The organism is Psychrobacter sp. PL19 (genome assembly GCF_017875835.1).
Taxonomy (GTDB): domain Bacteria; phylum Pseudomonadota; class Gammaproteobacteria; order Pseudomonadales; family Moraxellaceae; genus Psychrobacter.
This window is the reverse complement of record NZ_JAGING010000001.1, coordinates 1,191,390-1,209,793: the sequence shown is the minus strand read 5'-3', so window position 1 is coordinate 1,209,793 and position 18,404 is coordinate 1,191,390. Positions and strand designations below refer to the sequence as shown.

Annotated in this window: 13 protein-coding genes; 11 read left to right on the top strand and 2 right to left on the bottom strand. The window is 43.2% G+C overall.

The window, feature by feature from the left end; all coding sequences use genetic code 11:
• Nucleotides 1-177: 177 nt before the first annotated feature.
• Nucleotides 178-1,134, bottom strand: a complete 957-nt coding sequence (ispH, locus tag H4W00_RS04900; RefSeq protein ID WP_209956499.1) for a 4-hydroxy-3-methylbut-2-enyl diphosphate reductase — start codon at nt 1,132-1,134, stop codon at nt 178-180.
• 391 nt (nt 1,135-1,525) lie between these two features.
• Between ispH and gmk the strand changes: the two genes are divergently transcribed.
• The 8 genes from gmk (at nt 1,526) to H4W00_RS04860 (ending at nt 12,738) form a co-directional block, all read left to right on the top strand.
• Nucleotides 1,526-2,152 (top strand): guanylate kinase, encoded by a 627-nt coding sequence (gene gmk / locus H4W00_RS04895; protein ID WP_209956498.1) that lies wholly within the window; start codon nt 1,526-1,528, stop codon nt 2,150-2,152.
• A 187-nt stretch (nt 2,153-2,339) separates the two neighbouring features.
• Nucleotides 2,340-2,600 (top strand): DNA-directed RNA polymerase subunit omega, encoded by a 261-nt coding sequence (rpoZ, locus tag H4W00_RS04890; protein WP_209956497.1) that lies wholly within the window; start codon nt 2,340-2,342, stop codon nt 2,598-2,600.
• A gap of 528 nt (nt 2,601-3,128) precedes the next feature.
• The gene (locus H4W00_RS04885; RefSeq protein ID WP_209956496.1) at nt 3,129-5,315 is read left to right on the top strand and encodes a RelA/SpoT family protein; all 2,187 of its coding nucleotides are present in this window, start codon (nt 3,129-3,131) and stop codon (nt 5,313-5,315) included.
• A gap of 212 nt (nt 5,316-5,527) precedes the next feature.
• Nucleotides 5,528-5,908, top strand: coding sequence for a Rid family detoxifying hydrolase (locus H4W00_RS04880; RefSeq protein WP_209956495.1), 381 nt, complete (start codon nt 5,528-5,530; stop codon nt 5,906-5,908).
• 197 nt (nt 5,909-6,105) lie between these two features.
• Complete coding sequence (locus tag H4W00_RS04875) at nt 6,106-8,364, top strand: primosomal protein N' (protein ID WP_209956494.1); 2,259 nt, start codon at nt 6,106-6,108, stop codon at nt 8,362-8,364.
• 336 nt (nt 8,365-8,700) lie between these two features.
• Entirely contained in the window at nt 8,701-9,828 is a 1,128-nt protein-coding gene (locus H4W00_RS04870) for a cation diffusion facilitator family transporter (protein ID WP_209956493.1), read from the top strand.
• A 218-nt stretch (nt 9,829-10,046) separates the two neighbouring features.
• Nucleotides 10,047-10,775 (top strand): hypothetical protein, encoded by a 729-nt coding sequence (locus H4W00_RS04865; RefSeq protein ID WP_209956492.1) that lies wholly within the window; start codon nt 10,047-10,049, stop codon nt 10,773-10,775.
• Nucleotides 10,776-10,848: 73 nt separating this feature from the next.
• Entirely contained in the window at nt 10,849-12,738 is a 1,890-nt protein-coding gene (locus H4W00_RS04860) for a monovalent cation:proton antiporter-2 (CPA2) family protein (protein WP_209956491.1), read from the top strand.
• A gap of 152 nt (nt 12,739-12,890) precedes the next feature.
• On the opposite strand, the gene H4W00_RS04855 is transcribed toward H4W00_RS04860, so the two are convergent.
• On the bottom strand, nt 12,891-13,820 hold the full coding sequence (locus H4W00_RS04855; RefSeq protein ID WP_209956490.1) for a DUF2628 domain-containing protein: 930 nt from the start codon (nt 13,818-13,820) through the stop codon (nt 12,891-12,893).
• Nucleotides 13,821-14,070: 250 nt separating this feature from the next.
• Between H4W00_RS04855 and trmB the strand changes: the two genes are divergently transcribed.
• The 3 genes from trmB (at nt 14,071) to H4W00_RS04840 (ending at nt 18,395) form a co-directional block, all read left to right on the top strand.
• Nucleotides 14,071-14,958 carry a tRNA (guanosine(46)-N7)-methyltransferase TrmB gene (gene trmB, locus H4W00_RS04850; RefSeq protein WP_209956489.1) on the top strand — a complete coding sequence of 296 codons (888 nt, stop codon included), beginning with the start codon at nt 14,071-14,073 and terminating at the stop codon, nt 14,956-14,958.
• A 1,233-nt stretch (nt 14,959-16,191) separates the two neighbouring features.
• Nucleotides 16,192-17,268, top strand: a complete 1,077-nt coding sequence (recA, locus tag H4W00_RS04845; RefSeq protein ID WP_209956488.1) for a recombinase RecA — start codon at nt 16,192-16,194, stop codon at nt 17,266-17,268.
• 41 nt (nt 17,269-17,309) lie between these two features.
• Entirely contained in the window at nt 17,310-18,395 is a 1,086-nt protein-coding gene (locus H4W00_RS04840; protein ID WP_209956487.1) for a regulatory protein RecX, read from the top strand.
• Nucleotides 18,396-18,404: the final 9 nt, after the last annotated feature.

The following is an 18,404-nucleotide window of genomic DNA, read 5'->3' as shown; positions in this document are numbered from 1 at the left end:
CCTTAACTTTTTTTATGAATAGTTTTTAGTAGCAATATTCTCTTTTGTGAGACGCTGTTATTCATAAGCACTTACTTGCTATAAGCACTTACTTTATAGCAACGCACAGTATAAGCAGTTGCTATTATTATATGAAATATGGGGTTACTAACTCATATCCTTGACAGGATATTGACTCTACTTGCTAACTTGTGCGACTGGAATACGCAATTCCTTGGGTAGACTAAAGATCACATCCTCCTTAATACCTGCTAGCTCATTGGGCATTTGACCACCCCAATCTTGCAGCTGTTGCAGTACTTCTTGAATCAGTACTTCAGGCGCTGAAGCACCAGCGGTAACGCCAACACTCTGTACACCATCGAACCAGATACTACTCATTTCACTAGCATTATCGATCAAATAAGCCTGACAATTCATGCGCTCAGCCAGCTCACGCAAACGATTAGAGTTTGATGAGTTTGGTGAACCAACGACCAATACCACCTCACAACGACTCGCTAAATCTTTAACGGCATCTTGACGGTTTTGAGTGGCGTAACAGATATCATCTTTACGTGGACCTTGAATGCTTGGGAATTTGACACGCAGCGCATCAATGACTCGAGCGGTGTCATCCATCGATAAAGTAGTTTGAGTCACAAATGCTAGACGCTCAGCATTTTGTACCGTTAACTTTTCGACATCGGCTTCATTTTCAACCAAATGAATGTGGCCGCCATGACGGTGGCTGAAACGTCCCATCGTACCTTCAACTTCAGGATGGCCAGCATGGCCAATCAGCACAGCGTCCATGCCCTCATTAGCGAACTTTGCTACTTCCATATGCACTTTAGTAACTAGAGGGCAAGTGGCATCAAATACGGTCAGATCACGCCTTGTGGCTTCATCTTCGACTGCTTTTGACACCCCATGCGCCGAAAAAATAACAATCGAGCCATCGGGTACTTCATGGAGCTCTTCGACGAACACGGCCCCGCGATTGGCTAAGTCTGAAACTACAAACTTATTGTGCACCACTTCGTGACGAACATAGATGGGGGGCTCAAAACGCGTTAAGGCTTGGTTGACTATCGCAATCGCGCGATCCACACCAGCACAAAATCCACGTGGATTGGCAAGATAAATTTGCATAAGGTGGCCTATCATTGGATAATTTGGTTTCAAAGCGAATGCCCTACTTTAGCATAATTTGCTTTTATTGCCCTTTAAAATAGCAGTTACTGACTGTTAAAAAACGGTTACTTCAATCTTATAGTGCTATAAAATGCAGGCATTGTTAAACATTCGTCATCTATAACCGTCTAAATGAAGACGTTTTCTATTTTTACCAGCCACTTTTGACAATCGTTTTTTAAACTGTGTTTCATTCTTTAACTTTGGTTATTTTTATTTCTATATAATCAACCTACACTAACATCGATAACAGAAAACCAGATATAAGCGCTACATTATTGCGATTAGCGAGATTGACGCTATAGCGGTTTTATATTGGTCAGACTATAACTTTTTTAGGATATACGGTATGACAGGTTCGCTATTTATTATTACCGCCGCCTCCGGTACAGGCAAGACCTCACTGGTGAAGCAGCTACTCGCCACCACCAACGACTTGACCGTGAGTATTTCCCACACCACCCGCGCCTCGCGTCCTGGCGAGATTGATGGTCACCATTATCATTTCACCGAAGTAGAGGCCTTTACTGCGGCTATCAGCGAGGGTAAATTTTTGGAGCACGCAGAAGTTTTTGGCAATTATTACGGCACCTCAGAACAAAGCGTGCGCACGCAGTTAGACGCGGGTGTTGATGTGATTTTGGAAATTGATTGGCAAGGTGCCTTACAGGTCAAAAAGATATTTACTGAGGCCACCATGATTTTTATCTTGCCACCAAGTATTGCAACGTTACGCCAACGGCTATCGACCCGCGCTCAAGACACTATAGAGGTCATAGAGCAACGCCTATCTGGAGCGGTCACAGAAATGGCGCAATACGTTCATTTTGACTTTGTTCTTATTAATGACAATTTTGAAGTCGCGCTGACGGAACTAAAAGCCATTATCGTCGCTGATAGACAGACTCTAAAACGCCAGCAGCAACGCTATCACCGTACCATTACCACCCTACTTAATAATAATTTAAATGATTGACCAAACAATCAAACTTAAGCCGATACCACTTCGAATAGATTAAGTATAAAAAGCAACTGCGCGACTAAACAAAAAATGCTATAATAGTTGGTTATTTAACCTTCATACATTTTTATATTATTATTACTATTTTTATTGGGTAGCGAACCATATCTGCTGCTAATAAAAACAACCGAGGTAGCTATCTATGGCACGAGTGACGATTGAAGATTGTTTGGATAATGTTGATAATCGCTTTGAGCTGGTGTTAGTCGCCAGCAAACGCGCCCGTCAGTTAGCCAAAGGTATCGCTGAGCCGTTAGTTGAAGTCGATAATGACAAGCCTACGGTCTTGGCGCTACGCGAAATTGCTGCGGGCAAAATCACCCGCGATATCCTAAATCAGCCGGAGCATAACTTTGCTACCAGCTCAATGGACTTAGCATTGTCAGGTGATCACGGTTTTTAGAGTGACCGTTATTAAAGTGGCCGTTATTAAAGTGGCCGTTGTTAAAGTGGTTATGTTCTAAAGCGCTAGTGGCTTAGGCGTAATTTTAGCCTGTGGCTATTTTACTCCTGGCGCTACAGACTAACTATCCAAACCAGAGAACCACAGTGTAATGCTGTGGTTTTTGCTATTTGACTATAGTAATGCCTTCTTATTAAGTAATGCCTTCTTAAATTATTTAAAGACTGTTGATAATAACTGCTCATATTAAAACTTGAGCGAGTGTTCAGTGACCCTTTAAGTAACAATCCTGCATTTTTTATACCATCTATTCGCTTAACGGTTGACATTGAGCTCAATTTACGATTAATTAGAGGGTGGTTTCCCAATTTTCTGACTTGTTCTCTAGATTTCTCCAGTCATCTGAATTTTTCCAGTAGTAAGTCAGCCCTCATTTATATTAATAACCATCACTTGTTGGTTAAACACGTAATCACTATCAGATTAGCGATCGGCAGATAGATAACGAAGAATAGGATAGCCCCCTTTATGAGCCAAACTTTCCCCAAACTCAGTCATCATATGGTTGATGAAGCGCAATATAATTTGCTACGCTCAGTAGGCTATTTGAACGCAGCTGAGCGCCGCGATATTGTTGATGCCTGTAAGTTTGGTGATATTGCACACATCAAAGACAAACGTAAGTCAGGAGAGCCTTATATCACCCATCCGATTGCGGTCGCGGAGATATTAGCCGGCTTTCGCTTGGATCGAGATACGATTATTGCTGCAATTTTACATGACACCGTTGAAGATACTGAGGTTAGTGACGATCAGCTCGAACAACGTTATGGCAAAATAGTCGCTAGATTAGTCGATGGCGTTACCAAATTAAAATCCTCTACTCATAATAAACAACAAAACAAAGCGGCCACCTTTCACAAAATTCTTACCGCGACCCTTGCTGACCCGCGAGTATTGATTATCAAACTCGCTGACCGCCTGCATAATATGTCTACCCTCGATGCCGTACGCCCTGAAAAACAGCGCGCTACTGCTCAAGAGACCCTAGATTTTTACGTGCCATTTGCCCGTCTGATGGGTCTTAATGATATTGCCGACTATATTGAAGAACTGTGTTATCGTAACCTTGATTCTGACATGTATAACAAGCTGTCTGACAAGCTGTTACAACACGGACTTGGACGTAATTTTCAAAGAGAGTCCGTACATCGCTATCTGACCATCGTCATGAATAATCTAGAGCTTAGCGGACACGTTAAAGTGCTGGACAACCGGGTGGTTATATATCGGCAGTTTTTCCGTAATCGTGGTGAAATTAACGCCTTGTTGCGCCATTATGCTTTTGAGATTGTGCTCGATAATATTGAGGCGTGTGACAAGCTGGCTTATTATCTGATTAAAAAATATCAGATAGATGATACCCATATTGGAGACAATATTCGACGCCCATTGCCTGGTGGTAATCAGTCACTAACTCTTATTTATGAGCGTGATAATGACTTTGTCAAAGTAACTATTTTAACCAAGCAAATGCAAAAGGCCGCACGACTTGGGGTGATCGGTGCCGAGCATGCCTCTGATGTCAGCCAATCGGTTATTCAAGCATCACTACGTAATATGAAAGACTTAGTCGATGAAGACAACTTAGACAAAAATAGCCCTGATTTTACAGTAGCAGTCTCTACCATCAACGAGTTAATGGATTATCTACATTCTAGTAAAATCCTGTGTTATAGTCCGCGAGGCCGGGCTTACGAGTTGCCACAGGGTGCAACCGCGCTAGACTTTGCTTACGCCGTTGGACCTATGGTCGGTAATGTGGCTGTCGGTGCAAACGTCGATGGCAAGCACGCTAAGCTTGGCACTGTGGTCACGAACGGACAGCTGATTGAGATTGAAGTCGATAAGAATTCTGAGCCTAAAGCTGAATGGCTAGGCTTTGTTGTTACTAACAAGGCCCGAGAACAAATTCTACGCTGGTTTAAAGATTTATCCGCATACGATAAGCAACGCCACGGTAAACAGGCATTAGATCGCGCCTTAAAACCCTACCAAAAAAGTCTCGATGACTTAACAGATAGCGACTGGACCCACATACTTGAATGGCGCGGTCTGCTCGAAAAAGATGCGCTATTTGAGCAAATCAGTTCCGGCACCTTGCTGCCTCAACTGGCAGTATCACGCTTGTTCAGTGATGAAGTAACCGGCCTTCATACTCAGAAACACACTCATGAGATGGCACAGCCGCAGCAGTTGATTGCGAATACTGCAGGAGTTGAGCTTGATTTTGCCAATTGTTGCCACCCTATCTATGGTGATCCTATTGTCGGGCATTTATCACGTCACGGCTTAGTCGTACATCGCCACAAGTGTTTTTCACTTGACGACATTCGTAAGGATAACCCTTATCAGATTATACAGTTACGCTGGCGTAATGATAAGGCGATCCAGCAAAGCGAAACTGGTGATTACGGGGGGAAAATTCGTTTCCCAGCTTACTTAAAACTTTCTATAGCGCTCAGTGATGAACAAATTAGTGAAGTCATCTACCATCTGCGCCAACTGAATATGGGAGTCGAAACTGTTGATGTGCGTAGTAGTGATACCATTATCCACATCATCGTTCGTAGCCGTAACCATTTAGCACAAGGTATCCGTGAGCTACGCTCGCTACTGGGTTTCCCTAACATCATACGACTGTATCAGCTGTAAATACTTTAATAATGTCGCTTAATGACAGATACTCATAACTAATAATAGGTACTAATAACAGGTACTAATAATAGCAGCTGACCACTATTGATAGTTAGGGCGTATGGAGCTACGAGGCTTTAACCCTAGCTTTGAGAATACTTAAAACATATTAATTTCATCCGCTAAGAACTTAGCGACTTAACGCATCAAAAATACTATAAGGATATATTATGACCCGTCAAACCATCCAAACTGATAAAGCAGCCGCTGCTGTTGGCACTTATTCACAAGCCGTAAAAGTAGGCAACACCGTCTATATTTCAGGACAGCTGGGCTTTGATCCTGAAACTATGGAGCTACGAGATGGTTTTGAGGCGCAAGCCAAGCAAGTATTTGCCAATATTAAAGCGATTTGTGAAGCAGCAGGCGGCACTCTAAACGACGTGGTCAAATTTAACGTGTCATTAACTGATTTAAACGACTTTGCGACTCTTAATGAGTTATTTGCCGCTAACTTAAGCGAACCTTATCCTGCCCGTGCTGCCGTACAAGTTGCGGCCTTACCTAAAGGCGGCGTGGTTGAAATTGAGTCTATTTTATACATTGAATAACGTAAACAGCTAGAAATACTTAAGTCCTTTTAGCAAAGTATAGACAGTTATCAAGTACATAAGCTTTTAATATAAAACAGTTAAGCCCAAATTGCTCTAGTCCAACGACAGACATTTGGGCTTAATGGTGTTATCTACACTTTTCTTATTCTTTCTAACTTTATTATTTAGAATTCACGAGGCTGTGAGCGCGCTTTATGTTGGTACAAGTTGCTTTACCCGTCCCCCTTTATCGGGTATTTGACTATAGCGTATCAGCTGATAGTTCTGCCATCCCTGGCATCGGTAGCCGCGTGGAAGTCTCATTTGGTCGACAAACCTTAATCGGTATTGTCATTGCGCACATTACCCAAGCTGATAGCAGCGTTCCTAGCAATAAACTAAAACCTATCAATCAAAGCTTAGATGCTGAACCAATTCTAGATAGTAAAATGCTCAAGCTAGCCTATTGGCTTGCGCGTTATTATCATTATCCGCTTGGTGACGTGTTGGCAGTGATGCTGCCAAGCCTAATACGCCAAGGCAAACCGCTCGATTTACTCATCACTCACTGGCGGATCCTGCCACATATTAATGACGATGATTTTCGTGCGAATGCCAACAAGCAAAAACAACAGTTCGATATGCTCAAACTACATGGCGAGCGCGGTGCGAGTGAAGAGGTGCTGTTACTAGAAGGTATGCAGCGAGCGTTTTTAAAGACCTTAGAAGATAAAGGCCTCATTGAACGCTATATTGAGCCTAAAGCCACGCCGACTGCGGTAACATTAGCCAAAATGCCACTCGATATGAATACGGAGCAAAAGCTAGCCGTTGAGGCTATTATCGCCGCACACAGTGCAGGACGTTATAGCGGAATTTTATTAAATGGCATTACTGGTAGTGGTAAAACTGAAGTCTATTTGCAGGCAATGCAAACAGTGTTAGAGGCGGGCCAGCAGGTACTAATCTTGGTGCCAGAGATTGGCCTAACGCCGCAGACGCGGGCGCGTTTTGCCAGCCGTTTCGCCGCACAGATTGTGCTATTGCACTCAGGGATGACCAATACCTACCGTATGCAAGGCTGGCAAGATTGCCGTACCGGCCACGCACAAATTATTATCGGTACCCGCTCAGCGGTCCTGTATCCCTTTGCAAACTTAGGGCTGATTATCGTTGATGAAGCCCATGATGCTTCTTATAAGCAACAAGACACCTTGCGTTATCATGCTGCTGATGTTGCTTTATATCGCGGACTACAATGTAATGTTCCCGTGGTGCTCGGCACAGCAACCCCCACCCTTGAACACTTAAAGCTAGTCGATGATGGCAAACTCATTGAATGCCAACTACGCACCCGTCCTGGCAATGCTAACCCTGCTACGATGCAACTTATTGATGCGCGGCTGCAAAGCACCCACCAGCAAGCACAAGACGATGGTGCACGCTATGACACTGGCCTGACTGATGCACTAATTGGCGCCATTCGGCAAACATTAGAAGCTGGCAATCAAGTGTTGATATTCTTAAATCGACGTGGTTATGCCCCTGTCTTGTTGTGCGAGGCTTGTGGTTGGCAAGCGGACTGCCCGCGTTGTGATGCCCATTTAACCGTGCACTATAGCAGCCAAGCACAGCACAGCTCTTACTTGAAGTGCCATCATTGTGACTGGCAGGCTTATATTCCAGCTGCTTGTCCTGATTGCAGCAGCCAAAATTTAAACGCTAAGGGCATGGGAACTACGAGACTAAGCGAAAACCTACACGCTATCTTTGCCAACCCACAAACCAGTAAAGACCTGTATCCTATTATTCAAATTGACCGCGATACCACGCGCCGTAAAGACAGTTGGGAGAAGATTTACCAGCAGATCAATCAGGGCAAACCGGCAATCCTAGTCGGCACGCAAATGGTCGCTAAAGGTCATCATTTTCCCGACGTCACTCTAGTATGCCTGCCTAATGCCGATCGTGGATTTTTGTCCGCCGACTTTCGCTCACCGGAGCATACTGCCCAACTTATGATTCAAGTTGCTGGACGTGCCGGGCGCGGTGATAAGGCTGGGCGGGTATTGATTCAAACGCTACAACCTGACAACCCACTACTGCTAAAACTAGTCAAAGATGGCTATTTGCCCTTCGCACGCGAGTTGTTACAAGAGCGCAAAATGATGGGTCTACCCCCTTATAGCCACGCGGCTTTAATACGCTGCGAAGGTAAGACGCTGGCAGCGACCACTCAAGCGCTTAAAGACGCCATTGCCAGCCTGCCAGCTGCACATCATTTAGCGGTACTCGGCCCTATTGATGCCCCTATGAGTAAGAAAAACAGCCGTTACCACTCTCAACTTTTATTATTAGCAAAAGATCGTCAGCAGCTACATCGTGTTTTAAGTCACTGGTGGCAGCCGGTACTGGCCATGCCCAGTAGCAAGTACCTCAAGTTAACTTTAGATATTGATCCAGTCGGTTGGTGATATAGTCAACCCTATATAAATAGGCCATATCGTCAGACTCGCCTACTGTACTTGGTGTGATGTTGGCGTTCGTTTGTCTGGTATTACTTGTCTGGTTTCGACTAGGTACTAGAGTACAGTAGTAATATTAGGTACTGTCAAATTTTTATTAATCCCCGTTATTTTTACTTCGCTGTTACAGCTTCTAATAAATAAATATGCTAGATTCCCTTCATCTGTCTAGCAATACATAACGCTAGACGAGTTCGTTTTTGCTACTTTATGCCAAGGTTATGGTTGTTGTTATGATCGGCTTAAAGTAGCAGTTGTGAATTTTCCATTATTTTGAGTGTTGTTATGAGCGCAAAAATTCCCGATTTTGAACAAAACAACAGCCATGATAGCCATAATCATGCTGCAGCCGCAAGCACGGCAGCACCAAATACCAAAGGTTACCAACGCACTTTATTGTTTAGTTTTATCATTATTACTGGCTATATGTTTATTGAAGCGATTGGTGGTTGGCTAACCGGTAGCTTGGCATTATTATCGGACGCCGGTCATATGCTCAGTGATGCGGTGGCACTGGGTGCCACACTCATGGCATTCAAGATCGGTGAAAAAGCGGCTACTCGTCAAAAGACCTTTGGCTATAAACGCTTTGAAATTTTGGTTGCTAGCGTTAACGGTATAACCCTAGTGGTTATCGCCCTGATGATCTTTTACGAAGCCATTAAGCGCTTCAACTCGCCACCAGACATTGCGACCCAAGGTATGCTGATCATTGCTACCATCGGTATGCTGGTCAATATCTTAGTCGCGTGGTTAATGCATCGCAGTAGCAACGATGGCGAGGGTCACGGGCACAGCCATGGCCCAACTACAGCTGAACTATCTGCTGATAATGTAGAGACAGCTGACCATAAGAAATCTGCTACGAAAAAACCTGCCAACCTTAATATGCAAAGTGCCTACTTGCACGTCTTGAGCGACTTGCTAGGGTCAGTCGCCGCCATTATTGCTGCATTATTAATGATGGGCTTTGGTTGGATATGGGCAGATGCAGCGGCCTCAGTCATCGTTGCCGTGCTGATATTATTCAGCGGCTATCGTGTAGTCCGAGATTCGGTGCATATATTAATGGAAGGCACGCCAAAAGGCCTATCTTTAGAGGTAATTGAGCAAAGCTTATTGGATCATTCACAAGTACAGAAAATACATGATTTACACGTTTGGAGCATTACTAGCGGTCTCAACGCGCTATCTTGTCATGTGGTTGTTGATAGTGACATGAGCATTCATGAAGCAAGCCTATTAATCGCTGAGCTAGATCAACGCTTACAAGAGCTGAGTATCAGTCATACGACCATTCAAGTTGAAAGCCTCACACACCCACATACTCAAACCCATGGCGATGCCTTAGTCTGTGGCATAGCAGAGCGTCCAATGAGCAATAATGGTGGACATCAGGGTCATTCTCACTGAGCATTCATACCTGTTAAATGATAAGTGATAATTATCGTTAATTGATTCAGTCACTAAAGTATGATTTAACCAACATTAAATCTACGCGGCTTTATATGGTTGTGTTAGCATATTAAAATAGTTGCTAAAATAGCATAGCCAGCCGTTCGCCCATTTTCGCTGCTATAAACCATATAGATTTGAATGACTTACTAACTTCTACCTGATGAATTACTGCCATGTCTAGACGCTCAGCTCCCTTTGTTGCTCCCAATTATATTAGCAGCCCTATAGACGGTGATATTGACGAGCCTATCTCAAAAGAGGCTAAAAAACACGCCAAAGTTTTGCTATCCGCCCTGCAAGAAGATATTGCGAGTTTCCGTAAGCAGCAGTTTCCACCTGATATTTTACGTCAAATCCGTGATATGCCTATCTATGAAGGTAATTTAGCCGAAGTGCAAGCTTATCAGCAGCGTTGGCAAAACCTGCTTGACCGTGCTATGGCATTTTATCCTGCCGCCTATCTACCACCTGATCATTTACCGCTACCTGCCAGCCTTGAAATCCCCCAATTTATTTATCATGTTCAGCGTCTACATCTAACCAAAACTCATGCTAAAGAGTCCAAAAGCTTCGGCTCAGTAGGCGCGCTAACTGATAAATGTGGTGAGTATACGCCACAAGAGCTTGAGCGATTATCAGCGGTATTTGATAACGATGATGAGGCACGACTAGTAGCACATCGTGAGTTTATTGACTTGCGCGCCTATGTATTTTGTCGAGACCATAAAGGTGAGATGTTGGAACCTGAACGCATCCGTTTCTATCGCACTGGGCTGATTGTCCAGGCCTTACCTGATTTTAAAATTGTTGATAGTCGGCAAACACCGCGTAAGCGCCGTAACGATGCTTATAATAATCCGCTCGCGGACAACAGCATATGGAAGATCTATCATAAAAAGTAGCTTATATTGAGGTTTTTTTATTGTTGTACTAATTTTATATTGCTGGTTTCATAGTAACTATTAAGGAGCTAAGATGTTCGCTGCCGCCGCCGGCTCACCAAATTTAATGTTACAAGCTACGATTTTTTTGGGCGCAGCGCTACTCTTTGTACCACTTGGAAAACGCTTTGGTATTGCAACCGTTTTAGGCTATCTAATCACTGGACTAATATTAGGGCCAAGTGCATTAGATGTGGCAGGCGACGCCGAAAGCTTATTACACTTTTCTGAGTTTGGCGTAGTCATGCTGCTGTTCATTATCGGGCTTGAGCTCCAACCCTCACGCTTATGGGCGCTACGTCGTTCGATATTTGTACTTGGTGGCTTGCAAGTCGGTCTGACCGGTACGCTATTAATGGCGATTCTATATCGTTACTTTTCCCTACAGTTAGATACTGCTTTTATTGTCGGCTTTGGCTTAGCGCTGTCCTCTACCGCCTTTGTACTGCAGATCCTCACCGAAAAACAACAGCTATCCAGCACGCATGGTCGTGAAGCCTTTACCATTTTGTTATTTCAAGATATCGCCGTTATTCCTTTGTTAGCTGTGATTCCGTTTTTGTCAGGCGTGCGCGAACAAAGCTACGATTTAATTTACTTTATTAAAGTGGTTGCTGTGTTTGCCGGTCTCATCTTTGCTAGCCGCTATGTGGTCCGACCTTTCTTTAAATTTGTCGCCTCAAGTGGCGCATCAGAATTATTGACCGCTGTGGCACTATTTATTGTGATGGGCGTATCAATATTGATGGGACAGATCGGTCTGTCGATGGCCTTGGGTGCATTTTTGACCGGGGTATTGCTTGCTGACTCAGAGTATCGTCACGAGTTAGAAGCCAGTATTGAACCTTTTAAAGGGCTATTACTAGGCTTGTTTTTTATGTCGGTAGGTATGCTTACCGATGTCAAACTCATTATGGCGCAGCCAGTATTTATCATTAGTTGTGCCATTGTCTTGATGTTAGTCAAGTTCGGCGTAGTGACTGCTATTGCCAAGATATCAGGTAATCGCTGGCCGACCAGTATTCGCTTGGGGGTCACCTTAGCCCAGGGTGGTGAGTTTGCATTTGTGTTGTTCAGTGTGGCTAGTGCACAAAATGTCTTGCAACCTGAACTGTCCAATACCCTCAATCTGATTGTGACTATTTCTATGGCACTCACCCCAGTGGCATTTTTATTGTTAGAAAAAATTGGTGAGCCTCTGTTTGCGAAGGGCAAGCCAAGTCCTGAATATGATACGATTCCTGATCATGAGCATCCGGTGATTATTGCCGGTTTTGGGCGGGTTGGGCAAATTATTGGTCGCGTACTGCGCATGCACAACATTGAATTCACTGCTATTGAACGTTCAGCGAATCGAGTGGATTTTGTTCGTAAATTTGGTAACCAAGTCTATTATGGCGATCCAAAAAACCCTGAAATCCTACGTGCTGCTGGGATCAGTAAAGCCCGAATATTTATCATTGCCGTTGATGATTTAGAACGCTCTATTACTACGGCTGAGTACCTCCGTAAAAACTATCCTGATTTGATTGTGCTGGCGCGTGCCCGTGATAGGCAGCATTACTATCGGCTACGTGAGGTTGGGGTTCGCCATATTTGGCGTGAGACCTATTTGTCGTCTTTGGATATGTCGCGTGAATCACTACAGTTGCTCGGTATCTCACCTGAAAAAGCGCACGAAACCATTAAAACCTTTCGTGATTACGACGACGACTTAATTGAACGTCAACAAGCCATCTACGATGATGAAGCGCGCATGATTGAATCCGCCCAGTCGGCCATGGCAGAGCTTGAAAGTTTATTTGACGAGGACATTGATAAAGCCCGTAAGATGGATTTAAGTGATTTTTATGAGGCTCTTAAGAACCAAGCAACCCCTGTTGATAATAGCTCAGACGATATCACTACTGACCCTAAAACTTAGTAACTGTCCAATCAAATAGCTATCTAATCCAATAACTATCTAGTTAAATAGCTATCAAACCAGACACCCGTCAATTGGCGACAAAACTTGAATATGGCTAAACGCTCATGGTCTAGCCATGATAATTTAGCCGTATTTATAAACACCAGAGCCTAATCATCAATGCAGTAGGCAGGCGCTTGCTTCTTATTCAGCGAGCTTGTACAACGCCAGCTATTGTTATCAACATTGTGATAAAACATCAATGTCTGATCATTCAGGTGACGAATTGGAAACTTAACATTTTGAATGGTCGCCCATACCACACAGTCTGCTTTAGGCGCGCCAGCTGCTTGAGTAGTAATTTGAATACGCACCTGCGGCTCATCGATGTTCAGTGGTAAGTCAATAGGGCACCGCCCGGTCTGCTGATAGAGTAATGCCACTCTATTTTGCGTGGTTTTGGCAATGTCATAAGTATTAAACAGCACCTCATTCTCTTTTGGCTTAGCGATAATGGGTAAAAACTGCACATAAATTACCATCAGTGCAAAAGCAAAGAACCCAAAGCCCAGTCCTAATCCGTATAGACTGACCCCGCCTTCCCGTTTTAAATGGTCTTTTTGCGCCGCCTCGTCACGCGGATTGTCTTCGAGCGCATCAGCAATTTCACGCCGCGCCACACGATAGTAATAAGCATCAGTCCAACGTGCCACCATAAATGCCCAGAATAACCAAATTATTCCTGCAATAGCTATGCGGGTTGCCATATGATGAGCATCTGGAATATAGGATATTATCGCAAACTCAACAAACACCAGCGCCATAACGACATTGAGCTGGATAAACGACCAACCCGCTACACTGTAGACAAGCGCGTCCATATAACGCTTACGATAGAGCAGCCAAGGAAAGGTAATAAAAAATGCAGCCCAGTGCCATTTTGGTGATAGATATCCCTGCTTATCAAATTGCTCAAAACGCTTGAGATAATAGCTTTGCGTACGATGTCCAATAAACCATTGGTCCAGCTGTTTGCGTTTAGTAGGCGTTAGCCGTTCTTGATAAAACGGTGGCGGCGAATCCGTCTCGATAAATAACATGGCAGTAGGCTCTATTAGTCATTAAAAGGTCAATAAAACGTATGTGAGCAGACCTCTATTATATGACAACGCTAAAATGAATGTATACAATAACTCTTAAATCAAACCTTGCAAAAACTTCCTAAAATCAAGACCTTTAAATCCGTATAAGACCCTGCAAAGGAGCTAAAGTATGATAGTCGTTCACACTAGAAATTATTTAACTTATAATACGCTCATACCCATCACTTTATAAAGCACTAGTAACCCTATGAGTCAACATTCCGATACCAATGATAACCTCAGTACCCCTGACGACGATAACCTCAATACTGCTAACCACCAAACGCCTCACTCAGCTAATGACCCACACGAGGACCGCGACGGTAATGTGGGCGCGCCTGCCCTAAACGCTGAAACTACTGAGACCGAGTCCAAGACTGAACCAAGCAAGCGTATTCGTATCGTCAACACCTTTATGAAACGCCGTACACACATGAATAAAAATGCCGAGCAGGCATTAACAGATCCAGATTTTGCGCAGTATTTGGTTAATAATAGCTTCGGTGATGGCAATCTTGATGAGATTCATGACTTGCGTACGCTGTTCGCTGATACACCTAATGGTAGTGACGCGCCACTTACGCTAGAGATTGGTTTTGGGCTTGGTGACTCCTTCATCGAAATGGCAGCTGCTGACCCAGCGCGTAACTTTGTGGGTATCGAAGTGCACGAGCCAGGTATTGGCAAGTGTGCCTATATGGCAGGTACGCAACACTTAACTAATGTCAAAATTATTAATGGTGATGCCGTGCAATTGCTAAAGCAGCTACCAGAAAATCATATTGATCGCATCCAACTTTACTTCCCTGATCCATGGCAAAAAAAGCGCCATTATAAGCGCCGTTTTGTCAGCCCAGAACGTATGGCAATCGTTACCCGTAGTCTTAAACAGGGCGGCTGGTTTCATACTGCAACTGATTGGGAACATTACGCCTTTTGGATGGTTGAAGTGTTGGATAACTTACCCGGGTTAAACAACCAAGCTGGTACGGGTAACTTTACGCTGCGCCCTGACTTTCGTCCGATGACTAAATTTGAACGTCGTGGACTGCAAAGTGGACATGGTGTTTGGGATTTGATCTATATTAAAGAATAAAGCCGGTTTATGTCAGCAGTCCACAAAGATATAAATAGCATTGATACTAAAAAATCAAGCGCGAGCGATACCTAATTGTGTACGGTCAGCGAGGTTGATACCATAGCAGTCTTGTGGTGAGCAGACTGTAGTTTTACTCTTGATAACATTTAAATGTAGCGGCTGATACACACAGCCGCTTTTTTGTGTACTCTATTTGACTGGCTGTTATTTCAGGTCTAATATTGGCTAATGTCCTTGCATGATTAGCGCATACAGAGTGCTTGCTATTTTTAGTAAGTATCGTAACAGTCCGTTATAACCACTACTTGGTGGATGTGACCCTAATTAATCACTAAAACCAATAAGCCTATAAGATGTGAAACATTACTCCTGCCTCATTTTTTGTAGGCTTGCTTGTCCCTAATTGGCACCCGAATAGGCTTTATTCACCGCTGTAGTATCTTTCCTGATCTGCGCAAACCTCGGTAATAGAAGGGCTACATGAGTTCTCCCCATAAGCTGTGGATAACCATGTGGATAAGTCGGCACTTGACACGTATCTGCCTTGATAGCTTAAAGGTTAAGGTAAAATTGGTTACTTTTTATACAAAAAATAAATACTTTAAAATCAATAACTTATATTTAATATATAAACATAATAATTTATTTTTAATTTGTTTAAAATAAATTATTATCTTAGCTATGTTTCACAATTGCTAAATAAATAATTTTTATTTACTGTGGACAACTTATAATTTTATTGACAAATGGCTTCAATAGCTGTTCCCAAATTATATTATAAGGATGATTTTTTTATCTTTTTTTCTATAAAAAGTCAGTAGATAGCATGCGACATCCAGTGTCGTTTAGCATGTACTTACCGCTAACGTTACCCTTAATTTTTGCTATAATTGCCTTATCTGATCAAGTAGAGAGTAGCTGATCAAATATTCAACAGGCCACGACCCTTCTAGTAACTCACCCAAAATCTATCGAAATGCACCGTTATTCTGAACTTATTTTTGCTCCTTTTATGACTTACTTTTACTGTATAGTAGAGTGATATGTCCCGCATAATCTGTGAAAAAATTATGCTATACCTTGCCCCATAACGTTTTAATGATGGGTGCCACTTTATAATTTAAGATCAAGCCAATCGAAGATAAATACCATTCAATCAGCGCTATTGACTACCAAAGCTATTATAAATTTATAGTTCCAAATGACTCATTGATGACAAAGGAATCCAGTATGGACGACAATAAAGCCAAAGCTCTTAAAGCAGCATTAGGTCAAATTGAAAAGCAATTTGGCAAAAACACTATTATGCATTTGGGCGATAACTCTACAGCATTAGATGTAGATGTGGTCTCAACCGGTTCGTTAGGACTAGATATTGCCCTAGGTATTGGCGGCCTGCCTAAAGGCCGTATCGTTGAAATTTATGGTCCTGAAAGTTCAGGTAAGACCACCATGACCCTGCAAGCGATTGCACAGTGTCAAAAACAAGGCGGTACTTGCGCCTTTATTGATGCTGAGCATGCACTAGACCCAGTCTACGCTCGAGCGCTTGGGGTAAAAACTGATGACCTATTGGTCTCTCAACCCGATAATGGTGAGCAAGCGCTTGAGATTACCGATATGTTAGTGCGTTCAGGTGCTATCGACATGATCGTAATTGACTCCGTTGCAGCCTTGACCCCGCGCGCCGAAATTGAAGGCGAGATGGGCGATTCGCATATGGGTCTGCAAGCCCGCTTGATGAGCCAAGCCTTACGTAAAATCACAGGTAATGCCAAGCGCTCTAACTGTATGGTGGTGTTTATTAACCAAATCCGTATGAAAATTGGTGTGATGTTTGGTAGCCCAGAGACCACCACTGGTGGTAATGCACTGAAATTCTACGCCTCTATACGTATGGATATTCGTCGTATTGGCGCGATCAAAAATGGCGATGAAATTATCGGTAACCAAACCCGAGTTAAGGTCATTAAGAATAAAATGGCACCGCCATTCCGTCAGGCAGAATTTGAAATCACATATGGTCTAGGGACCAATCACTTAGCCGAAGTCATTGATTTGGGTGTTGAGATAGGCGCAGTGGGCAAAGCTGGATCATGGTATAGCTATGGCGATGAAAAAATCGGTCAAGGCAAGGCCAATTCAGTGATATTTTTGAGAGAAAATCCTGTAATTGCTGAAGAGATTGAAGCTAAAATTCGCGCTGAAAAATTGGGTGTGGCTGATGATAGTAAAGAACCAGATACAGCTAAGACCAATAAAGAATTAAAAGCTGATAAAGAATTAGAGGCAGCACCAGTACAATAACTGTTTATCATCTGCCCTTTATTGACTATTGACTGACTGTTATGAAGATTAAAACATTAGCTGAAATCCTAGCCGAGTCAAATTCTGACTCGGCTAACTCGTCTGAGTCTAAACAAAAACTCACCAAACAAAAACCATCCTCTAAAGCTTATAGTGACGCTAATACGCGCCCCGCTGAATCCAAGATAGAGTCCCTAAATTCAAAAGATCAGCGATCTTCTGATACTGATAACTCTACTACTTTTGATTCTACTGCTACCTCCTCCCACTCTAAAACCAAGTCTAAAAAGAGAAAGAAACGCTTCCATCCTGCAGCAAATTTTGCGCTTGACCCTAGTGATGCACCAACTTATCAGCCTCCTGCAGCACAAAGTATCAAGGAGATGTTAGCTGAGATAAAACGTGAGATTCATGACGATGATAAAAATGTGACCGATAATGTTTTAGAAGGAGACACTACTTTAGAAGCAGGTAGTACTTTAGAGATAAATACTGAGTCAGGGGCTAATATAGCAAGTACAGAAATCGATAACCTACCCTCTGCGCTTAAGGCTTACTTACGTACTCCTGAACAGCGGCAAGCAGATATAGACGCTATTAAAGCCGAAAGTCGTTTGCGGTGGTTGGCGTTTTATTATTTATCACGCCGCGAACATGGCAAGGCGGAGCTTAAGCAAAAGCTGATTGATAAAGAACAAAACCCTGACAAGATTGACGCGTTACTAGAAGAATTTGAGAGTAAAGGCTATCAGAGTGACTACCGAACTACCTTGATGCTGATCCGTGAAAGCATTCGTAAAGGTCGGGGCCGCGGTCGTATCAAGCAAGATTTTTATCAGAAAAAAATAGCCATGCCCAGCAATATAGATGAGCTAATTGACATGGCAAACGCAGAATCTGATGAGTTTAGAGAGTTTGTTGATGACAACCCAGACAGCTTGGTTGAGGGCGTTGATTGGCTCAAGCTCGCTGTTATTGCCCGGATTAAGAAATATGGCGATGACATACCCACTGAACAAAAGGACAAAGCCAAACAACTACGGTTTTTACAATACCGCGGCTTCAATACTGATATTTGTTTCCAAGCGCTCCGCTATACCCTAGACAATTTAGAGGAACGCTTTTAGCTTAAGAGG